Raw genomic sequence first — 19,652 nt, 5'->3', positions numbered from 1 at the left:
ATTTCCTCCATGGTGCTTGACCTCGGCCGGGTCGGCTGAACCGCCGAAAGGCGGAACCCGCGGTGGTCCCGGGACGTGGCCGTCGGCCCGGACTGCAGGTACACTCAGTCTGGGATGCTTTGTGGTAAAAGCACAATGAAGGCCCCGGCAGGTTCGCCCGCCGGGGCCTTTGTTGTCTGTTCAGTCGGGGCTTACAGGCCGCCGGCCTTCACCTCGGTGAGGAACGCGGACCACGCGTCGATGGAGAACTCCAGGTGCCCTTGGTCGGGGTGCTGGCTGTCACGGACCGCGGCGAACCGGGGTGTGTCCGCGATCTCCACACAATCCTGCCCCCGCGGGGACGAGTACGAGGACTTCCGGAACTGCATGCGGGATGCTGTGGTATCGGGCATGGGTTTCCTCTACTTCACTACTGTCTCCAGGCGGCGCTCCATCCACGCGCGGGAGTCGGCGGGCGAGAGCGCCATTGCGTGTACATGGTCGTACACCATCTCGTAATGCTCGACCTCGGCCGGGTCTTCCACGAACAGGGACGACGCCGAGTGCTCCACGTAGACGGTGGACGGGTCGCTGGCGAAGTCCAGCACCACGAACGCGCCGTCCATACCAGCGTGCGGGCCCACATTATGCGGCAGAACCTGCACGCGGAGGGTCGGACGCTGCACATCGATCAGATGCCGGAGTTGGGTCTCGGCCACCCCTGACGGGATCTTGTCGAAGGCGGCCTCATCGATGACCGTCCAGAGCCGCGGCGCCTCAGCCCGGTGCAGGATCCCCTGCCGCATCATCCGAGCCTCAACGGTGTGCTCGACGTCGCGGTCGTCGGTGATGCTGCCGCCATGGATCAACGCCTGCGCATACGCCTCGGTCTGCAGTAGCCCGGGAATGTAGAGCGTTTGGTACGTGCGGATGCGCGAAGCCTCGGTTTCGAGGTCGACGTAGGTGCCGGAGCCGAGCACATCCCGGTAGCCGACCCACCAGCCGGTGCGCGAGGCGTCGCGGGCGAGCCGCCGATACGCCTCTCGCTGCTCGGGGTCGGTCACCTCGTAGACGTCCAGCAGCGTCTGCACGTCGACATCACGGACCCGCTGCAGTTTCCGCGTTTCGATCCGGGTGACCTTCGCCTCGAACCATGGCCGGTCCGGGCTGATCGATTTCGCCTTGGCTGCGGCCTGCTTAGCGGTCATGCCGGAGTCTTCGCGCAGCCGGAAGAGCTGCCGGGCGAGACGACGGCGTCGGAGTGTGGGGCTGGCAGCCACGGGATCGCTCCTCTGGGTGCGGGCTCGCTGATCGGATCCTACGCTCCGTGACGATTTTTTGGACATTTCACGCACCCTTCGATCAACTTCGCTGCCGACGCATGAAATTGTTCCATGCTTTCAAAAACGCATCTTGCGTTTTCTGTGTTCCTTCGCGACGATGGGGGCGCCACAACATCCCGCCAGGCTTCCCACCTGGCCAAACCCCCTTGGGGGGCTCTTATGTCCACACTGTCCAGAATCGTGCGAGCCTGCCTGGCCCTGTTCGCGCCCGCACCCGGCCGCCCGCACGCCGTACCCCGTCGCCCTCGCGTCGCGCGCCCGCACGCCACGCGCCACCGCTCCGCACCCCACCGCTCCGCGCGCGTCCGGCCCTATGTGCGCTACGTGCGGTCGGTGCCCGCCCCGCCCACGGCGTGGGTCCACATCTGCCCGGTGTGCGAGCAGCCCTACGAGGCGGATCTGCTCTGCGGGCACTGCCGCCCGCCCGGCAGCCGGGCCGCTGGCGACCGGCTGTACGTCCGCACTCGTACCGCGCCCGCGCCCGCGCCCGCGCCCGCAACCGCCGCCACCGTGGAGCCTCCGCCCTCGCCCTCCGCCGACCTCGCCGACCTCGCCGGGACGGTCCGCGCGTGGATCGCACTGCGCGACGCATCCGGGCAGCACCAGGGCGGCGGGCGCGACCTGGCGGGGGTGCGCTGATGACCACCACCGGCGAGACCACCGGCGACACCACCCGCCTGTCCGTGCGCGACGAGGCGCGCCTGGCCACGGTCGCCGGGAAGCTGCACGCCGCCGCGTTCGCGGCGACCGACGACCAGCGGTTCCTGCGGGCGCTGCTCGCCGACGCGCTGGAAGAGGTCGACCAGGTCCGCGGCCGGTGCACCCGCGTGGCCACCGCCCGGCCCTGGCCGATCAGCCGCCCGCCCGAGGTGCCCTGCGCCCGCCCGGCCCCGGCCGGCGACCCGCCCGAGGTTGACCAGGACCAGGACCGCGACCAGCCCGATTTCGAGCCGCCGCGCCGGATCTCGGGCACCCGGTGGGATCCCGACTACGACGAGGCGGTGCTGCCGCCCGACCGGATGGACTACGGCCCGCAGACCTGAAGACCGGCCGCGGCCACGGCTGAGGGGGCGTGGCCGCGGCCATACACACCTCCTCGCCTCCACGCTGAGGTGATCGAAGGCATCCGGCAGCGCCGGGCGGAGGACGCTCAGCGGCGCCTGGACCGAGGCGACTGACCAGCTCACCTGGATGGTGGTTGCGGGGATCGGTCGGGGCCGGGTGACCGGACCCTCCCACCCGAGTAGTGGGGTTGGAGAGGCCCCCGAGCCACCACCCAGAACAGGCCCGACACCCCGTGTGGTGCCGGGCCTTCAGAGTGCGCGGACCCGCTCCTCCAGCCCCCGCACCCCAGGCGTCTCCTGCCCGCTCAGGTCAGACACCAGCATCCGCAAACGGGCGCGCGTGGTCTCCCGCAACCGCTCCGGCGGCACCGAATCGAGCACATCTTCCGCCAGCGCGCAGGCATCGTCCACACCGTGCCGGGCCGCGTGCGCCCGCGCGAGAACCGATGTCGCCGCCGCCCACCCCGGCGAACCCGTGCGCTTCAGTCCGGCTGACGCTTCAGCGTGCCGGGCCGCCCCCGCCGGGTTTCCCGCCACCAGCGCCTCAGCCACATGCAACTCGAACTCCGCACGGTCGAACCCGAACCGGCCCGGCTGCTCCTCCGACTGGTCCATGTGCCGCAGCGCCGACACGACAGCCCTCCCCACACTGTCCGCATCCCCCACGGCCGCCAAGGGGCGTAGCCGGCACCACGCCGCCACCTGGGCACGCCGCAACGCCGTGTCCGCGTAGGGTGCCGCTTGGTCGGCCAGCTCCAAAGCCTCCGCATACCGGTGCTGGCTCATGGCCACCATGGATTGAGCGCCGAGCGCCCACCCGGCCAGATGCGGTTCGCCCACCTGGGCGCCGATGCGTGCGGCCGTGCCGAGGTGGATGAGGGCGCCCGGCGCATCCGCCGAGTGGTGGGCGAGGTTCCCGAGCATGGCGGAGAGCCACCCCAGCACTCGGCGGGTGTCCGGGTCTTGGTAGGTGATGAGCAGGCCCCGGCACCGGGCAACTTCGGACGCGAGCACCGCGGGCGGGTAGTCGCTGTAATGGTGGTCGTAGTAGCCCAGCGCGCGTTCGGCCAGGTCGCCGGTCCCCGAACCGGGTCCGTGCAGCGCGATGCTGTCGGCGACGGCGGAGAGTTCGGGGTGCTCGGCGGGCATCGGGGGCTCCTGTCGCGGCTGCGGTATCCGGTGACCGTACCAACCCGCGGGCTGGGCGGGCAGGGGGACACCCAGACGGGTCGGATCAACCCGGTAGACACGCGCCAGGGCGGCCACGTACTCCCACCCGGGTCGGGCCTGGCCGTGCTCCCATCGGCACAACATCGCCGTCGTCAACCCCGGCGGCGCCAACCCGTCCGACCGGTACACGTCCCCCACCGCGTCCACCACACTCGGCCGCGACCACCCATAGGCCAACCTCCACGCCTCCAACCGGGTGATGGGCAGGTCCCGGGTGATCTGCGCGGCGATCGCGTGCACAGGGGCGCCGTGCCGCTGCTGGTCGGCGCGGATACGGGCGGCGTCGCGGGCGAGTGACCCCCGACCCCCGGCCTCCGGCCTCCGAGCGCCGGTGCGCCCCCTGCTGCCCGGCGCGCTCCAGCCGCCCCCGCCGTCCCCCCCCCGGCGGGGGCGGCGCCCATCCACACGTGGGAGCCTCATGACCGAGATCGCGAAAACCCGTCATGAACTGCGAATACGCGCAGAGGGGCGGTCGCTGGCGGAGTACTTTGGGCGCATGCTCTCCGACCGCCCGCCCCTGCGCATCGGGTCCCGCACCTCGCCCATGGCGGTGTCGATGGCCCGCACCGCCGCCGACCGGATCGCCGAAACCGCCCCCGACACCGCCACCGAGCACGTCGGGATCCGCACCACCGGTGACCAGTGGATGGGCGACCTGGCCAAGCTGGGCGGCAAGGGCGCGTTCCTGAAGCAGATCGAACGCGCCTTGCTCATGGACGAGATCGATGTGGCGATCCACGCCATGAAGGACGTGCCCGGCGACGTTCCGATGCCGGAGGGAACCGCGTTCGCCGCGTACCTGCCGCGCACCGACGTCCGCGACGTGCTCGTCACCCGCCAGGGCTCGCCCCATGCGTCGCTGGAGCAGCTGCCTGCCGGAACCCGTATCGGCACCAGCGCGGTCCGGCGGAAAGCCCAACTCCTCAAGCACCGGCCCGATCTGCACGTCGACCGGATCCGCGGCAACGCCGACGCGCGGGTCGCCCGGCTCGATCAGCGCGGCGAGTTCGAGGCCCTGATCCTCAACGCCTCCGGCCTCGGCCACGTCGGCCTGGCCCACCGCGCCACCGAGGTGCTGCCCACCAGCATCATGTGCCCGCCGGTCGGATCCGGGGTCGTCGGGGTCCAGTGCCGCACCGCGGACACGGCGATCTGCGAGCTGCTGCGGTTGATCGATGACCCGGTCACCCGGACCCACGTGACCGCGGAGCGGACGATGCTGCACGGGCTGAAGGGGCACTGCAACTCGCCGATCGCGGGCCACGCCCACACCACCGCCGACGGCCGACTCAGCCTGCTCGGAATGGTGTTCACCCGCGAGGGCGGGAAATTCGCGTATTCCCAGGAGTGGGACAGCCTCGACCGGCCCGGCGAGTTGGGTGCCTACGTCGCGGTGGACCTGCTGCGCAAGGGGGCGCGGGGGATCATCGACGGCATCCCGCACTGACGCCGGGGAGCACGACGGCGCAATGCCGATCCGGTCGGTGTCGGGCGACGCCTGGGCGTGGCGTGACGGCTATACAGCCGGCACGCGTTACGCAGGTTGTTTGCCTGACCCGTTGCACAGCGGACACGGCACCTTGACGCGTTGCCCGTCCCGCCACTCGTCAATGGTCTTGTGCCCGTTGCAGCCGGGACAGTTCACTTCCTTCTCGTGTTTTCCCATCACACCTCCACCTTGATCGGGTTGCCCGGTTCGTCCAGCCACACGCGCTGACCGTGCGGCGTGACGGTCAGCCCGAAGCGTGTGCACTCCGGTGCCTCGCCGCCCTCCCACTTCTCGTGCAGTCGGTTGACCGACGCAGGGTCGACGCGCTGGCCGTCCAGCGGCATGAAGTGCGCCGGGCCGACAAACCGGCCCTGCGCGGTACCGTCGGCGCCCACGGTGAGGACCGCCAGCGGCCCATCCGGGTGGAAGGTGGGCGCCCAAGGCACCACCAGCACGCCGCCCGGCCGGGTCTGACCCACCCAGGCATACGGCATGGTGTGCACTGCCGCCGTGGCCACTACGCGGTCATATGGAGCACTCGGCGGGTGGCCGCGGGTGCCGTCGCCGGTCACCACCTCAACCTCGCACCCCACCGTTGCCAACGCAGTACGGGCGTGCGCCGCCAGATCGGGGGCGACCTCCACCGTGGTGACGGTGCCGGGGCCTGTGATGTGGGAGATCAGGGAGGCGTTGTAGCCGGTACCGGTGCCGATCTCCAACACCCGCATGCCCGGTTCAAGGTTGAGCGCATCGAGCATCCGGGCCATGACCGCCCGACCGCTGCTGGAACATGTCGGCACCAGACCGCGGCCCGTCTCGGAGTCGCGCAAGTGTTCGGGTAGCCGCGGGTCGAATTCGACGGCGGTGACCACGGGGGAATCCGACTCGACCAGAGCCCGCCACTCCTCGGGGTTCTCGTCGCGGCGCAGTGGGATAAGCCAACCGGTGGTTTCGCTGGAGACGTAGACGGTGGCGGGGATGAAAGGTTCTCGATCGACGGATCTCACCGCTTGTTCACCGGGAGCGGTGTCTTCCCCATGCCGCTGCATCCCCGCTGCGTCGGCATCCTGGCGGCCTTGGCCCATAGTGGTCTCCGGGATCTGGAGTGTCGTCTTCGACGGTAAGTCGGGGGCCACGTTGTGTCACTAGGGCTGGCCGGTGGCGGTCACCGGACGGTCGCTTGGGACCGTTTCCACGCGCGCGCGTGCGCCCCCGTAGCGGTACACGCCGGAGCACGACGGCGCAATGCCGATTCCGGCAACTTCGGCGGTGGGAACCCGCGCGCAGCGGTTTCGCGTCAGACTGGGCACACGGGCGGGAACCCGCCCGCCGCGCCGGTTCCGGGACGCGGCAAACCGGGCGTCCCCCCGGCCGCGGCGCGTACGTGACGGCAGAAGGGACGGGGTATGCGCAGCGAGCTGTTCGACGAGGTCCGGGAGTCCCAGCAGCCCGGGATGACCCTGCAGAATCCGAAGATGCTCAAGGTCGGCCTGGACGGCGAGGTCTACGCCCGCCAGGGCTCGATGGTGGCCTACCAGGGCGACATCGACTTCGGCTACAAGGGCGCCGGCGGTCTCGGCAAGTTCTTCAAGAAGTCCGTCACCGGCGAGGGCCTGCCGCTGATGACCGTGTCGGGGCGCGGCGACGTGTTCTTCGCCCGCGACGCCTGGGACATCCACGTCATCGACCTCGAAGGCGACTCGCTCACCGTCAACGGCGAGAACGTGCTGGCGTTCGAACCGGGCCTGGAATGGGACATCAAGCGGGTCGAGGGCGCGGGCCTGGGCGCCGGAGGTCTGTTCAACACGGTTTTCACCGGCACCGGCCGCATCGCGATCGCCTGCCACGGCGCCCCGGTGCTGCTCCAGGTCGACCAGCCCACCTTCGTCGACACCCAGTCCGCCGTCGCCTGGGCGACCTCGCTGAAGACCGGTGTCCGCAGGACCGCAAAGGCCGGCGCCCTGATCGGCCGCGGCAGCGGCGAGGCGTTCCAGCTCTCCTTCGAGGGGCAGGGTTTCGTCCTCGTCCAGGCATCCGAAGGCGCCCCGCCCGCACAGGCCCAGTCCTAAGCCGGGGGCCACCCGGCGCACCGATGATCATGCAGAAATGCCTGGATTCCACGGCTGAGACGGGCATTTCTGCATCGCCGGCCCCGCAACACGCGGACGGTGCAGGCCGGTTCGGGCGGCCCGTTCCGGCCCGCCGGTGGGTGCGGGGCGCGTGCACGCATAATCCGGCAGAGAATGGAGACCCGGTTCGCGTACGGTAATCCAGCACCCCCGCAAGAGGAGTCCCCAATGGCCCAGTCCCACACCGACCCGTTTGGCACCGCCGAACTACGTCGGCGTGTCCTCGACGGCTGGGCCGACGCCCCCGCCAGGTTCCGCGAAGACGCCAACGCCGAGGAGGACTACGCCCTCGGTGCCTACCGCGACCGCGCCGTGGTCGAACTCGCGCAGAACGCCGCCGATGCCGCGCGCCGCGCCGGCGCGCCCGGCCGCCTGCGCCTGGAGCTGAGCGGCGACCGGTTCACCGCCGCCAACACCGGCGCCCCGCTTACCTCCGCCGGTGTGCAGTCGCTGTCCACCCTGCGGGCGTCGGCCAAGCGCGACGAAGGCGCCCCCGGGTCCACCGGCCGCTTCGGGGTCGGCTTCTCCGCGGTCGCCGCGTTCAGCGACGACATCACCATCGCCTCCGAGCCGGGCGCGGTGCGCTGGAGCCGCGACCTCGCCGACACCGCGCTCGCCGAGACCGGCGCCGGAGACCGCGCGCCCGGGCTCGCCGCAGAACTGGGCCGCCGCGGCGGCCACCTGCCGCTGCTGCGGCTGCCGTTCCCCGCCGCGGCCGAGCCCCCGGCGGGCTACGACACCGAGGTCTCCCTGGTGCTGCGCGACACCGCGGCCGCCGACCGGCTGCGCGCGCTGCTGGACGACACCACACCGGCGCTGCTGCTGGCCCTGGGCGACCTCGCCGAGATCCGCATCGCCACCAGCGGCGGCGAACGCATCCTCACCCGCGAACCCGGCCCCGGCGACGACATCGTCACCCGCGTCGAACACCGCGGCCCGGCCGCAGCACCCACCGCAGACAGCGGCGCACAAGCCGACCCCGACCCCGAGCCCGCCGCGGCGGCGCACACGGTGCGCTGGCGCACCGCCACCCGCACCGGCAGGTTCAGCCCCGCCCTGCTGGCCGACCGGCCCAGCGAGGAACGGGCCCGGCCCGACTGGACCGTGACCTGGGCCGTTCCGGTCACGGCCGAGGACGGAATCGCTCCGCTGCCCGAGGGCGTCGCCGGGGTCGTGCACGCACCCACACCCACCGACGACCTCCTCGACCTGCCGGCGCTGCTCATCGGCACCTTCCCGCTGGGCCCCGACCGCCGCCGCGTCGCCGCCGGACCGGCAGCCGAAGCCCTGGTCGCCGAAGCCGCCGAAACCTACTGCGACCTGTTGCGCAAGGTCGGCCCCCGCGCCGCGCTGGACCTGGTCCCGCAGTCGCCGATGGGCCGCGGCGAGTTCGACGGGCTCTTCCGTTCCGCCGCTGCCAAACCGCTGGTGGACGCCCCGTTCCTGCGGACCGCCGGCGGCGACCCGGTGCGCCCGCGCGACGCCGTCGCCATCGAGGGCGGCCCGGAGGTCGTCGCGGTCCTGTCCGAGGTCGTGCCCACCGCCCTGCCCGGCGACTGGAACCCGTACCACCCGGCGCTGGCCCAGATGCGGGTGCGCCGGGTCGGCCTGTCCGAACTGGCCGACCTGCTCGGCGACCTCGACCGCGCCCCCGCCTGGTGGGCCGGACTGTACGCCGCCCTGCGCGCGGCCGGGCAGCGCGGCACCGACCTGGGCGAACTCGGTGCGCTGCCGGTGCCGCTGGCCGACGGCCGGCTGGTGCGCGGGCCCCGCGGGCTGCTGCTGCCCTCGGCCGACACCTTCGGCGGCTCCGAAACCGCGCAGGCGCTCGCCCCGCTGGGGCTGCGCATCGTGCACCCCGAGTCCGCCGACCCGCTGCTGGAGCGGCTGGGCGCCGTCGAGGCGGGCGCCGCGTCGATCCTCGGCGATGCGCAGACCCGCGCCGCCGTCGAGAACTCGCTGGACGCCGACGAACCCGATACCGTCGCCGCGCCGGTGCTGGACCTGGTCGCGCTCGCCGACACCACCGCGGCCGACGCGCCGTGGCTGGCCGAGCTGGCACTGCGCGACGACGAGGGCGGCTATTCCGTCGCCGGCGAGCTGCTGCTGCCCGAAAGCCCGCTGCGCGGCATATTCGTTGCCGACGCCCCCTTCGGCGTGGTCGCCACCGACCTTGTCGAGCGCTACGGCGCCGCTACGCTGGCGGCGGTCGGCGTGCTCGACTCGTTCTCGCTGGTGCGTACCACCGACCTGACCCTCGGTTCCGCGCTGGAGGACGCCCGCAGCGGTACCCGGCTGGAAGGGCTCGACGGCCTGGACGAATGGGCCGAGGAGGTCGCCGAACGCCTCGGCGACCCCGACCTTCCGCCCGTCGTCACCGAGTTCGCCGGGATCGCCGACCTGGAGTTCGTCCGCGAGGACCGCTGGCCCCAGGCCCTGGAGCTGCTGTCGGGCCACCCCCAGCTGCGCGCCGCGGTCACCGCGCCCACCCGGGTGGTGGGCGAGCGCGGGCACGTCCGCGACGTGCCCTCCTACACCGCCTGGTGGCTGCGCACCGGCGCGGTGCTGGAGGGGCGGCGCCCCACCGACCTGCGGGCGGCCGACTCCGCCCCGGTGCTCGCCGGGCTGTACGACCCCGCGCCGAGCGGCCTCGACGGCGAGGTCGCCGCCGCACTGGGCGTGCGGTCGGGCCTGGCTGATCTGCTGGCCGAACCCGACGGCCCCGACGACCTGATGGAGCGCATCGCCGACCCCGCGCGCCACGTCGAACGCGCTGCGCTGCGCGAGCTGTGGACCGCCCTGGCCGGAATCGACGCCGATCGGGCGAGCCCGCCCGAGCGGGTGCGCGCTGTGCAGGGCGGCGCGATCGTGCTGGCCGACGCCGAGGACGCCGTGGTGGTCGACCGGCCCGACCTGCTGCCGCTGCTGGCGGGGCGCCCGGTGGTGCTGGCCCCGGCGCCTTCGGCCGCCGCGCTGGCCGACGTGCTGGACGTGGACCTGGCCAGCGAGGCGGTCGACGGCGAGGTCGATTCCACGGGCGAGGTGCGCCCCGTGCCCGATGAGGCCGCGGCGGTGCTGCCGGGCAGCGCGCTGACCTACATCCACCACGAGGAGCTGTCCGTCGACGGAACGGTCGTCGAGTGGCGCTGTGACGGCCAGACCGCGCACGCCTCCACCACCGATGGGCTGGCCCGCGCCCTGTGCTGGCTCGCCGGCAACTGGCAGGCCCGCCACCTCGTGGCCGCGGTGCTGCGCGACCCGCGGAACCTGCCGGTGCTGCTGGCTGAGGCCGATCTGGACCGGAGCTAGCCTGAACTGATGCCCCAGCCTGCTGAGCCCGGCGGGCCGCCGGGACCCAACACGGCCGCCGGCCCCGTGCACGGCATGCTCGTGCAGGCTCGCGACGTACACGGCGACCTGCACGTCCACACCGCGCCCGAGCCGCCGCCGACCGCCGACGTCTGCCTGGACGCGCCGCAGCCGGCGACCCGCCTGCGCGGCCGCGCAGGCCTGTTGGCCGAGCTGGAAGAGGCCATGGCGGCGGGCGAGCGGCAGCCCGCCGTCCTTGCCGGACCCGGCGGCATCGGCAAGTCCGCCGTGGCCGCCGAGCTTGCCGCGCGCGCCGCTGCCCGCGGGCGCGACGTGTTCTGGATCCGGCCCGGAAGCGTGGGGCCGGGCCTCTTGGAAGCCGCCGTGGAGGCGGGCGGTCCCCGCTCCGAGGCGGCCGAGCTGCGCGCCTCCCCGCGCCGCGCGGCCCGCTGGGCCTGGCGCTGCCTCGACGCCGCCGAGCGGCCCTGGCTCCTGGTGATCGACAACGCCGACCGCCCAGAGGAACTGGATCCCGACAACCGGCCCGGCGCGGGTTTGGGCTGGCTGCGCCCCAGCAGCCGGGGCCTGGCCGTGGTCACCACGCGCATCGCCGACCCCGCGGTGTGGGCGCCCGCCCCGCTGCTGCGCGTCGGCGAACTCGCCACCGCCGACGCCGCCGCCGTGCTCTGCGACCACGCCCTGACACCCGACTCCGCGGACGCGGCGGCCTTGGCCGAGCGCCTGGGCGGCATCCCGCTCCCCCTCACCCTCGCCGGCAGGGCCGTCGCCACCCGCCGCGCGATGCTCGCCGACTTCAGCGCGCTTGAGGACCAGATCACCGAGTCCGTACTGCGCATCGACGCCCTGGCCGCCCCCGCTAGCACACCCGAAGACGGCGGCCCCGAACGCGGATCACTCGGCGGCACCTGGGAGGTCTCCGTGGCGCTGCTGGCCGACATTCCGCAGGCCGCACCACTGCTGCGGCTGCTGTCCGTCCTCGGCGCCGACGGCGCGGAGGTGCCGCTGCGCCGCCTCCCGCTGCACCTGCTGCGCGGCGGCACCTGCGACACGGGCCCCGGCACCCTGGACGAGGCCGTCCTGGCCGAGGCCGCCAATGCCCTCGCCACCCACGGGCTCGCCGACATCACCGTCCTGCGCGGCGAGCCGGCTCTGCGCGTCCACCCGCTCATCGCCGAGACAACGCGCGACGGTCTCGGGGCGGACGGCGCCGCCGCAGTGGGCGACGACGTGGAGCGGTTGCTGGACCACCGGCGCGACCAGGACCTCGCGATGGAGCGGACGGCCGGCCGCGCCCTGCTGCGCCTGCGCAGCCGCGCCCTGGGCGACGACCACCCCGACACCCTCCGTACCGCGGCCAACCGGGCCCGGATCCGGTCGCAGGAGGGCGACGCCGCCGGCGCCGCGACCGAACTGGCCCGGCTGAGCGACCGCGCGCGCCGCGCCCTGGGACCGGACCACCCGGTGACCCTGCACACCCAGCACTGCCAGGGCGACGCGCTGATCTCCAGCGGCCGCCTGAACGAGGCGCGGCGCCTCTACCGCCACGTCCTCGCCCGCCGCAGCGACGTCCTCGGTCCCGATCACGCGGACACCTTCGACACGCGCCACCAGGCGGCGGTCGTCGCCTTCAGGCAGGGGGACTTGGACACCGCGGAGACCGAGTTCACCGAGATCCTCACCGCCCTCCGCGACGATCAGGACGACGCGACCACGTTGTACGCACGGTTGAACGGCGGCTTCGTCGCCATGCGCAAGCACCGGTGGGACGACGCCGACCGGCGGTTCGGGGAGGTGGTCGACCGCGCCGGTGCGCCGGAAGGCCCCGAGCACCTCGCCGCCACGCTCGCCCGCGTGTACCTCGCCGTCAGCCGCATGGGCCGGGGCGAGGAGCGGGAGGCCGAGACCGCGTTCGCCGCGGCACTAAGCCGGCTTGAGGACGCGCTGGGTGCGGAACATCCCGCAATCGGCGAGGTCGCCGAGCTGATGGACCGGGAGCGACCGCGCGGCCCGTCGGCCTGACCGCGCCGGGGCCGCCACGTTGCTCAGCCCGGCACGCGGCCCGCGTTGTCCGCGGCCGCCCAGCGCACCAGCGCCAGCCACTCCCGGCGGCCGAACCGCAGCCGGGTGCCCTCGGGCCGGGTCGAGTCGCGCACGCCGACCGCGGCGCCGGTGAACACCGCCTCCACACACGTCGCGACCGCCGACGAGGAGTGGCGGCTCCGGTGCCAGCCGTCCCCGGGTACCAGCATGGCTTCCTCCCGCCCTCGGCAACGGCACCATCCTCACAGACCATCCGGCAGCCCTCCAGCCGCGGGCCGTGCGGTCGCACCCGCTCGCATACCCGCGTTGTTCGCCGCCCAGGGCCCGCCGTGTCATCGCCCTGCACCTGGCGGCGACCTGTCGCTGGACCTCTGGGGGACGCAGGCGCGCGGCCGCTGTCGGTATGCCGCCCGCCGGCCGCAACGTGCCGGGATCAGCGGGCGACGCGGAAGAAGCCCTCGGCTATCAGGGAGCGCAGCACATCGGGGGCCTCGGCGCGCACCTCGGCGGAGTCGCGGTCGGTGAGCTCGGCGATCGCATCCAGCAGCGGGCCCACCGGCATGGTCCCGTCGCACACACTCGCCAGCGCCGCCTCGACCGTGCCGACCTGGGCGACCCGCCGCAGGCCGTTGCGCTGGCGCAGCAGGATGCGTTCGGGATCGGGCGCGCCGGGCACCGCGATGCGTTCCTCGACCACTTCGGGCGCCAGCGCCACGTGCGCCGACAGCAGGGCCGCGTCGGTGAGCCGGTTGGCGGTCATGGCCCCGTTGACGACCTCGGGCAGGTAGCGGCCCACGGGCTGTTCGATCTCGTGGCGGAACTCCTCCAGGCGCACCGCCGCATCCTGGGCGACGTCGTTGCGCAGGCTGATCCAGCCGAACCCGATGCCCTGCACGGCCTCGCGCTCGAAGTAGTCCAGCCAGGCGTCGTAGCGCCGGGTGTACTCGGGGCCGCCCTCCTCGCAGGAGTCGCGCAGCCACAGCTCGACGTACTCGGCGGGATCCTGCACCTCGCGCTGGACCACCCACCCCGAGCACCCGGTGTTGGCCATCCACTCGCCGACGCGGTCGCGCCAGTCCTCGCCCTCGACGTGCAGCCAGTTGGCCAGGATCTGGCACCAGCCGCCGTCGGTGAGGTACTGCGGTGCGCGGCGGACCAGTTCGGCGCAGACGGCGTCGGCGGCGTAGCCGGACTCGCGGTAGGTGTAGCGGGTCTCGGGGGTGACCACGAACGGGGGGTTGCAGGCGATCAGGTCGAAGCGTTCCCCCTCGACCGGGTCGTACAGCGAGCCGGTGCGCGGGCGCACGTGCGGCACGTCCGACAGCGCCCAGGTGATCCCGGCCAGGTGCAGCGCCCGCGGGTTGACGTCGGTGGCCACCACATCGGCGGCCCGCGATGCGAGGTGCAGCCCCTGCACGCCGCAGCCCGTACCGAGGTCCAGCGCACGCTCGAACGGGCCGTCGACCAGCAGCCGGGACAGGCTCGCCGAGGCGCCGCCCGCGCCGACGACGTGGTCGGGGCGGGGGCTGCCCTGGCCGGGGCGCACGGTGGGGTCGGAGACGACGAAACCCGGGCGGCCTTCGTCCATCTCCCAGGGGGCGAGGTGCACCCGGGCGCGCACGCGGCCCTCGTCAACGGTGACCAGCCCGGCGTCGCCGAGGTCGTCGACCGGCAGTACGGCGCGCACGGCGTCCGCGGCGACCGGCTCCTGCAGCCACCACAGGCGCAGCAGCACCCCCAGGCGTTCTTCGCCGCCGGTGGCGCGCAGCGCGGGCGTGAGCCGCTCGCGGGCCAGCGCCCGCGAAGCCATGTCGCCGAGCCGGTCGCGCACGCCGGAGACCGTGTAGTCGGCGTCGATCAGGGTCTTGCGCAGTCGGTCGGCGAGTGCGTGCGGAAACGGGCGAAACGATTCAGACACGCGCCCATTATCAGGGACGTGCGGCCCCACACGTGTGCGTTCGCCGCCTACCGGGTTTCGCGCCCGTCGGTGCGGCCGGGTGCGGGCGCAGCCGCGCCGGATGCGCCGGCGGGCGGGGGCCCGGTGCGCTGGTCCGGGGCGGCAGAGTCGGGCTTGTGTGCGGGGCCGGGGGAGTCGGCGGGTTTCGGGCGGTGCTCCGCAGCGGATTCGGCCTCCTGCTCGCCGGGATCGGAGCCGGGGGCGGAGTTCGGGGAGTCCGTGTCGGGGAGCCGCCCGGCGGGCGGGGCGGTGTCGGCGGTGCCGGTAGCCGGGGCGGGCTCGGCGGGCGCGGCACCCGGGTCGGCGCCCTGCCCCTCGCCGGTACGGCGCAGGTGGCGGGGGATGTAGCAGAACGCGAACACGCCGAACGCGATTCCGGTCACACAGACCCAGCGCCACCAGCGGTCCTCTTCGGGCAGGCGGTCGCCCAGAGCCAGCAGCGCGATCAGCGCTGCGATCCAGGCCGCCGTGCCCAGGGCCGTGGGAACGCGGTAGTCGCTCTCCAGGACCTCGGGATCGGGTTTGCGGGGCTGGCGCACGCTTTCAGGTTAGTCGATGGCCGCGCCGCGCTCCGGGGCTTGGACGCGAGGATGGCCGGACGGCGGGCAGCGAGCCGGCGGATGCCCGGCGCAGGGCCGCCGGAAAGGGCCCTGGGACGCTCCGGCACTGCCCCGCCGGCCGCGGCGTTCGGACGATCCGCCTAATGGCGCGGATGCGGTGCTGTGCGGTTTTGTGCATAGCTGCAACTAGTCTGACCTCGTACCTTAATCCGCACGTGCCAAGGTCGAGTGAGTGAAACAGACGCCGCAGCCCGATGAGACTCCCGCGCCGCGTTCCAGCGGCCTCGCAAGTCGACTCGACCGCTACTTCCACGTCCGCGAACGCGGGTCGACGTTCTCCCGCGAGATCCGCGGCGGTCTGGCGACGTTCTTCGCCATGGCCTACATCGTCGTCCTCAACGCGCAGATCATCGGCAGCGCCGAGGACATGAACGGCGACACGCTGGGGCTTGCGCGGGTGGCCGCAACCACGGCGCTGGTCGCCGGCGTGATCACCATCCTGATGGGCATCGTCAGCCGCTACCCGTTCGCGGTGGCGGCGGGCATGGGCATGAACGTCATCGTGGCCTACTCGATCGCACCTCAGATGACCTGGGCCGATGCAATGGGGTTGATCATCCTCGAAGGCATCGTGCTGCTGCTGCTGGTGCTGACCGGATTCCGCACCGCGGTGTTCCGGGCCATCCCGCCGGAGCTCAAGACCGCGATCGCGGTGGGCGTGGGCATGTTCCTCACGCTGGTCGGGTTCGTCAACGCCGGGTTCATCCGCCGGGTGCCCGACGCCGCCGGTTCCACGGTCCCGGTGCAGTTGGGCAGCGGGTCGCTGTCGGGCTGGCCCATCCTGGTGTTCGTGCTCGGCCTGGTGCTGACCATCGCGCTGATCGTGAACAAGGTGCGCGGCGCCATGCTGATCGGGATCGCGGTGGCCACGGTCACGGGCATCGCCATCGAGGCGATCGCGCAGGTCGGGCCGATGGCCACCGGCGACGGGACCAACCCCGACGGCTGGTCGCTGACCGTCCCGGCGCTGCCCGCGTCGATCGGCGATGTGGTCTCCCCGCCCGACTTCAGCCTGGTCGGGCAGTTCAACCTCTTCGGCAGTTTCGCCAACGCCGGGACGGTCACCGTCATCCTGCTGGTGTTCACCCTGCTGCTCGCCGACTTCTTCGACACGATGGGCACCATGGTGGGCGTGGCCGGGCAGGCGGGACTGCTCGACGCCGACGGCAACGTGCCGCGCGCCCGCGAGGTCCTCATCGTGGATTCGCTGGGCACCATCGCCGGCGGCGCGGCGCCGTCCTCGGTCAACACCGTCTTCGCCGAGTCGGCGGCGGGGCTGGGCGAAGGCGCGCGCACCGGCATCGCCGCCATTGTCACCGGTGTGCTGTTCCTGGTGGCCACGCTGTTCTCGCCGCTGGTCGAGCTGGTGCCGTTCGAGGCGGCCACGCCGGTACTGATCATCGTCGGATTCATGATGGTCTCCCAGATCACCAAGATCCCGTTCGGCGACTACTCGATCGGTATCCCCGCGTTCCTGACGATTGTGGTCATGCCGTTCAGCTACTCGATCGCCAACGGCATCGGCGTCGGGTTCATCAGCTACGCCGTCATCCGGGTCGCCCAGGGCCGGATCCGCGAGATCCACCCGCTGCTGTGGGTGGTGGCGGTGGTGTTCACCGTGCACTTCGCGCTGGGGCCCATCGAGCGGCTGCTGGGGCTGTGACGGGGGTGCGGTCTCCGGTGCGCGGCTAGGGTGCGGGGCAGTGCCGCCGCGCGCCGGCGCGGCACGTTTCACCGGCTCCGCAGTCAGGGTGCTGTGGCTTCCCGGTAAGCCCGGGAATCATGGCATCGCGCTGTATTGTTAGCAAAAGTAATGAGTTCTGCTAATGAAGAAGTCTCCGCTGTCCCAACAGACCAGGACCGACGCCGGGCTGGCGGCGGTGCTGCGGGTGACCGTGGGCAGGTTGGCCCGGAGGCTGCGGGCGCAGGCGCCGGACGCGTCACTGTCGCTGGGGCAGAGCTCGGCACTGTTCACGCTGGCCCGGCACGGCGAGATGACCCCGGGCGAACTCGCCGACCACGAGAAAGTGCAGCCGCCCTCGATGACCCGCATCGTGGCGGGGCTGGAGGAGCGGCGGCTGCTCAAGCGCACCAAGCACCCCGAGGACCAGCGCAGGCAACTGGTCGACCTCACCGAGGAGGGCCGGGAACTGGTGCGGGCCGACCAGCGGCGCCGCGAGGCGTGGCTGACCCGGCGCCTCAAGGAGATGACCCCCGAGGAGAAGGACACGCTGCGGCGCGCGGCCGAGATCCTGGACCGGCTGGCCCGCTCTTAGGCGGCCTCGCCCCGGACGGACCCGCCGAAGACGACCCCGAACCGCCCGGCCCGCCCGGTTCCCCGCCGCCGGGCCCGGCCGCCGGCGCGCCGGAACCGCGCCACGGCATGTTCCGGTCCCTGGCCATCCGCAACTACCGCCTCTTCGCCGCCGGCCAGGTCGTCTCCAACACCGGCACCTGGATGCAGCGCGTCGCCCAGGACTGGCTGGTCCTCCAGCTCAGCGGCGGCAGCGGCATCGCCCTCGGCCTCACCACCGCACTGCAGTTCCTGCCCATGCTGCTGTTCGGGCTGTGGGGCGGCACCCTCGTCGACCGGCTGGGCAAGCGACGCCTGCTGATCGTCACCCAGGCGGCCATGGGCGTCCTCGCCGCCGGACTGGGCGTACTGGCGCTCTCCGGCGCCGCCCAGGTGTGGCACGTCTACATCTTCGCCTTTGCGCTGGGCCTGGTCACCGTGGTCGACAACCCGGCGCGGCAGACCTTCGTCGTCGAGATGGTCGGCGACCGCGACCTGCCCAACGCGGTCGCGCTGAACAGTGCGAGCTTCCAGTTCGGCCGGGTCGCCGGGCCCGCGGTCGCCGGACTGCTGATCGCGGCGATCGGCAGCGGCCCGGTCTTCCTGATCAACGCCGCCTCCTTCCTGGCGGTGCTCAGCGGCCTGTGGCTGATGCGGCCCGCCGAACTCCAGGTCACCGAGCCCGCGCCGCGCGCCAAGGGCCAGACCCTGGAGGGCGTGCGCTACGTGCTGGCCCGCCCCGACCTGGTACTGCTGCTGGTGATGACCGTGTTCGTGCAGCTGTTCGGCGCGAACGTGCAGAACCAGATCGCGCTGATGGCCAACAACGTCTTCCAAACCGGCGCGGCCGCATTCGGCACCGCTGCCGCCGCGCTGGCGGCGGGCGCGCTCGCCGGCGCACTGGTCGCCGCACGCCGCGAGCGGCCGCGGCTGCGCATCGTCCTCAGCGGGGCCCTGGCGTTCGGCGTGCTGCAGGCGGTGTCGGCGGTGGCGCCGAGCTACCTCGCCTTCATGCTGGTGCTGGTGCCCATGGGCGTCGCGTTCATGACCTTCACCACCTCGCTGAACTCCACGTTCCAACTCAGTGTTGATCCGCAGATGCGCGGGCGGGTGATGAGCATCTACATGCTCGTCTTCCTCGGCGTCGCCCCGATCGGCGCCCCGATCGTCGGGTTCCTCGCCGACACCTTCGGCCCCCGCGCCAGCCTCGGTGCGGGCGGCGCGGTCAGCGTGGTCGTGGTCGCCGCCGTGACCCTGCTGCTGGCCCGCAGCCAGCGGGTGCGGATACGGCTGTCCGCCCGGCGCCCGTTCGTGCGGGTCTCGGCCCGGCAGCCTTGCGAGAACGGTGCCGCGCCCGCCGACTGAACCGGTCGGCACGGAGACCGGGGTGAGGGCCGGCATGCAGGCCGGTGTGGAATCGGTCGCACAGAACACCGCATTTCCCTACCGTCCGGGTACGGCGGATGGCATGCTGCAGGGCACACAGATCAACAACTGCGGAGGACGACGATGCGGGGTCGCGTATGAGGCTGTTCGTCGCGGTCCACCCGCCCGAAGAGGTCTTGGACGAGGTCGCCCGCACGGCCGACGCGCTCAGCGCCGCGGACCGGCTCAGCGTCGCAGGCGGGGTGCTGGACACGGCCGGACGGACCGTCGAACCGCGCGAGCACGTGCGCCTGGGGCGCGGTCTGAACTGGGGCGACCGCGAGGACTGGCACATCACGCTGCTGTTCCTCGGCGATGTTGCCGACTCCGGGCGGCCGGCGCTGGAGAAACGGCTCGCCGCCGAGGCCGCCCGGCACGAGCGGCCCGCGGTGGCGGTCCGCGGCGGCGGGACCTTCCCCGGCGACACGGCGCAGGCGTCCGTACTGTGGGCCGGGCTGGAAGGCGACGTCGACACGGTGGCGGCGCTGGCCGCCGGACTGCGCAAGGGCGCGCGCAAGTGCGGCATCCGCCTGGACCGGCGCGCGTTCGTGCCGCACCTGACCCTGGCCCGCAGCAGGCCGCCCACCGACATGACGGCGCTGCGTTCGGCGCTGGGCAAGCTGGCCACACCGTTCTGGACCGTCGACGAGATCCACCTGGTCCGCAGCCGCCACCCGGCGCGGCCCCGGTACGAGACCGTCGCAACCTGGCCATTAAGCTGAAAGCGCCCTGCGCGCACCAGCCCCTGCCCGG

17 protein-coding genes are annotated in these 19,652 nt (G+C 72.9%); 10 read left to right on the top strand and 7 right to left on the bottom strand.

Going from position 1 to position 19,652, the window contains the following annotated elements:
• Positions 1-191: 191 nt before the first annotated feature.
• Positions 192-368, bottom strand: a complete 177-nt coding sequence (locus tag ACYVD5_RS01370; protein WP_460999244.1) for a DUF397 domain-containing protein — start codon at positions 366-368, stop codon at positions 192-194.
• A 33-nt stretch (positions 369-401) separates the two neighbouring features.
• Positions 402-1,259 carry a DUF5753 domain-containing protein gene (locus ACYVD5_RS01365; protein WP_460998990.1) on the bottom strand — a complete coding sequence of 286 codons (858 nt, stop codon included), beginning with the start codon at positions 1,257-1,259 and terminating at the stop codon, positions 402-404.
• Positions 1,260-1,481: 222 nt separating this feature from the next.
• Between ACYVD5_RS01365 and ACYVD5_RS01360 the strand changes: the two genes are divergently transcribed.
• Complete coding sequence (locus tag ACYVD5_RS01360) at positions 1,482-1,961, top strand: hypothetical protein (protein ID WP_460998989.1); 480 nt, start codon at positions 1,482-1,484, stop codon at positions 1,959-1,961.
• Positions 1,961-2,365: a hypothetical protein gene (locus tag ACYVD5_RS01355; protein ID WP_460998988.1), complete on the top strand. Its 405-nt coding sequence runs from the start codon at positions 1,961-1,963 to the stop codon at positions 2,363-2,365. Before ACYVD5_RS01360 ends, ACYVD5_RS01355 begins: the two co-directional genes overlap by 1 nt.
• A gap of 270 nt (positions 2,366-2,635) precedes the next feature.
• Here ACYVD5_RS01355 and ACYVD5_RS01350 read toward each other — a convergent pair whose 3' ends face one another.
• Positions 2,636-3,535 (bottom strand): hypothetical protein, encoded by a 900-nt coding sequence (locus tag ACYVD5_RS01350; protein WP_460998987.1) that lies wholly within the window; start codon positions 3,533-3,535, stop codon positions 2,636-2,638.
• Between the two features lie 499 nt (positions 3,536-4,034).
• On the opposite strand from ACYVD5_RS01350, the gene hemC reads away from it, so the two are divergent.
• Entirely contained in the window at positions 4,035-5,063 is a 1,029-nt protein-coding gene (gene hemC, locus ACYVD5_RS01345) for a hydroxymethylbilane synthase (RefSeq protein WP_460998986.1), read from the top strand.
• A 218-nt stretch (positions 5,064-5,281) separates the two neighbouring features.
• Here hemC and ACYVD5_RS01340 read toward each other — a convergent pair whose 3' ends face one another.
• Complete coding sequence (locus ACYVD5_RS01340) at positions 5,282-6,112, bottom strand: methyltransferase domain-containing protein (protein WP_460998985.1); 831 nt, start codon at positions 6,110-6,112, stop codon at positions 5,282-5,284.
• A 399-nt stretch (positions 6,113-6,511) separates the two neighbouring features.
• Between ACYVD5_RS01340 and ACYVD5_RS01335 the strand changes: the two genes are divergently transcribed.
• The 3 genes from ACYVD5_RS01335 (at position 6,512) to ACYVD5_RS01325 (ending at position 12,583) form a co-directional block, all read left to right on the top strand.
• Positions 6,512-7,174, top strand: a complete 663-nt coding sequence (locus ACYVD5_RS01335) for an AIM24 family protein (RefSeq protein ID WP_460998984.1) — start codon at positions 6,512-6,514, stop codon at positions 7,172-7,174.
• Positions 7,175-7,402: 228 nt separating this feature from the next.
• Complete coding sequence (locus tag ACYVD5_RS01330; protein WP_460998983.1) at positions 7,403-10,543, top strand: sacsin N-terminal ATP-binding-like domain-containing protein; 3,141 nt, start codon at positions 7,403-7,405, stop codon at positions 10,541-10,543.
• 9 nt (positions 10,544-10,552) lie between these two features.
• Complete coding sequence (locus ACYVD5_RS01325) at positions 10,553-12,583, top strand: tetratricopeptide repeat protein (protein WP_460998982.1); 2,031 nt, start codon at positions 10,553-10,555, stop codon at positions 12,581-12,583.
• A 23-nt stretch (positions 12,584-12,606) separates the two neighbouring features.
• Here ACYVD5_RS01325 and ACYVD5_RS01320 read toward each other — a convergent pair whose 3' ends face one another.
• The 3 genes from ACYVD5_RS01320 to ACYVD5_RS01310 all read right to left on the bottom strand — a co-directional run bounded on the left by ACYVD5_RS01320 (position 12,607) and on the right by ACYVD5_RS01310 (position 15,100).
• Complete coding sequence (locus ACYVD5_RS01320) at positions 12,607-12,813, bottom strand: DUF397 domain-containing protein (RefSeq protein WP_460998981.1); 207 nt, start codon at positions 12,811-12,813, stop codon at positions 12,607-12,609.
• Positions 12,814-13,037: 224 nt separating this feature from the next.
• Entirely contained in the window at positions 13,038-14,522 is a 1,485-nt protein-coding gene (locus ACYVD5_RS01315) for a DUF7059 domain-containing protein (RefSeq protein ID WP_460998980.1), read from the bottom strand.
• Positions 14,523-14,569: 47 nt separating this feature from the next.
• Complete coding sequence (locus ACYVD5_RS01310) at positions 14,570-15,100, bottom strand: DUF2530 domain-containing protein (RefSeq protein ID WP_460998979.1); 531 nt, start codon at positions 15,098-15,100, stop codon at positions 14,570-14,572.
• A 253-nt stretch (positions 15,101-15,353) separates the two neighbouring features.
• Here ACYVD5_RS01310 and ACYVD5_RS01305 point away from each other — a divergent pair, with 253 nt between their 5' ends.
• The 4 genes from ACYVD5_RS01305 (at position 15,354) to thpR (ending at position 19,621) form a co-directional block, all read left to right on the top strand.
• Entirely contained in the window at positions 15,354-16,844 is a 1,491-nt protein-coding gene (locus ACYVD5_RS01305; protein ID WP_460998978.1) for an NCS2 family permease, read from the top strand.
• A gap of 163 nt (positions 16,845-17,007) precedes the next feature.
• Positions 17,008-17,457, top strand: a complete 450-nt coding sequence (locus ACYVD5_RS01300; RefSeq protein ID WP_460998977.1) for a MarR family winged helix-turn-helix transcriptional regulator — start codon at positions 17,008-17,010, stop codon at positions 17,455-17,457.
• 107 nt (positions 17,458-17,564) lie between these two features.
• Entirely contained in the window at positions 17,565-18,839 is a 1,275-nt protein-coding gene (locus ACYVD5_RS01295; RefSeq protein ID WP_460998976.1) for an MFS transporter, read from the top strand.
• 158 nt (positions 18,840-18,997) lie between these two features.
• The gene (gene thpR, locus ACYVD5_RS01290; RefSeq protein WP_460998975.1) at positions 18,998-19,621 is read left to right on the top strand and encodes an RNA 2',3'-cyclic phosphodiesterase; all 624 of its coding nucleotides are present in this window, start codon (positions 18,998-19,000) and stop codon (positions 19,619-19,621) included.
• Positions 19,622-19,652: the final 31 nt, after the last annotated feature.

This window comes from Streptomonospora sediminis (genome assembly GCF_054778995.1).
This window is presented reverse-complemented; position numbering and strand designations above follow the sequence as displayed.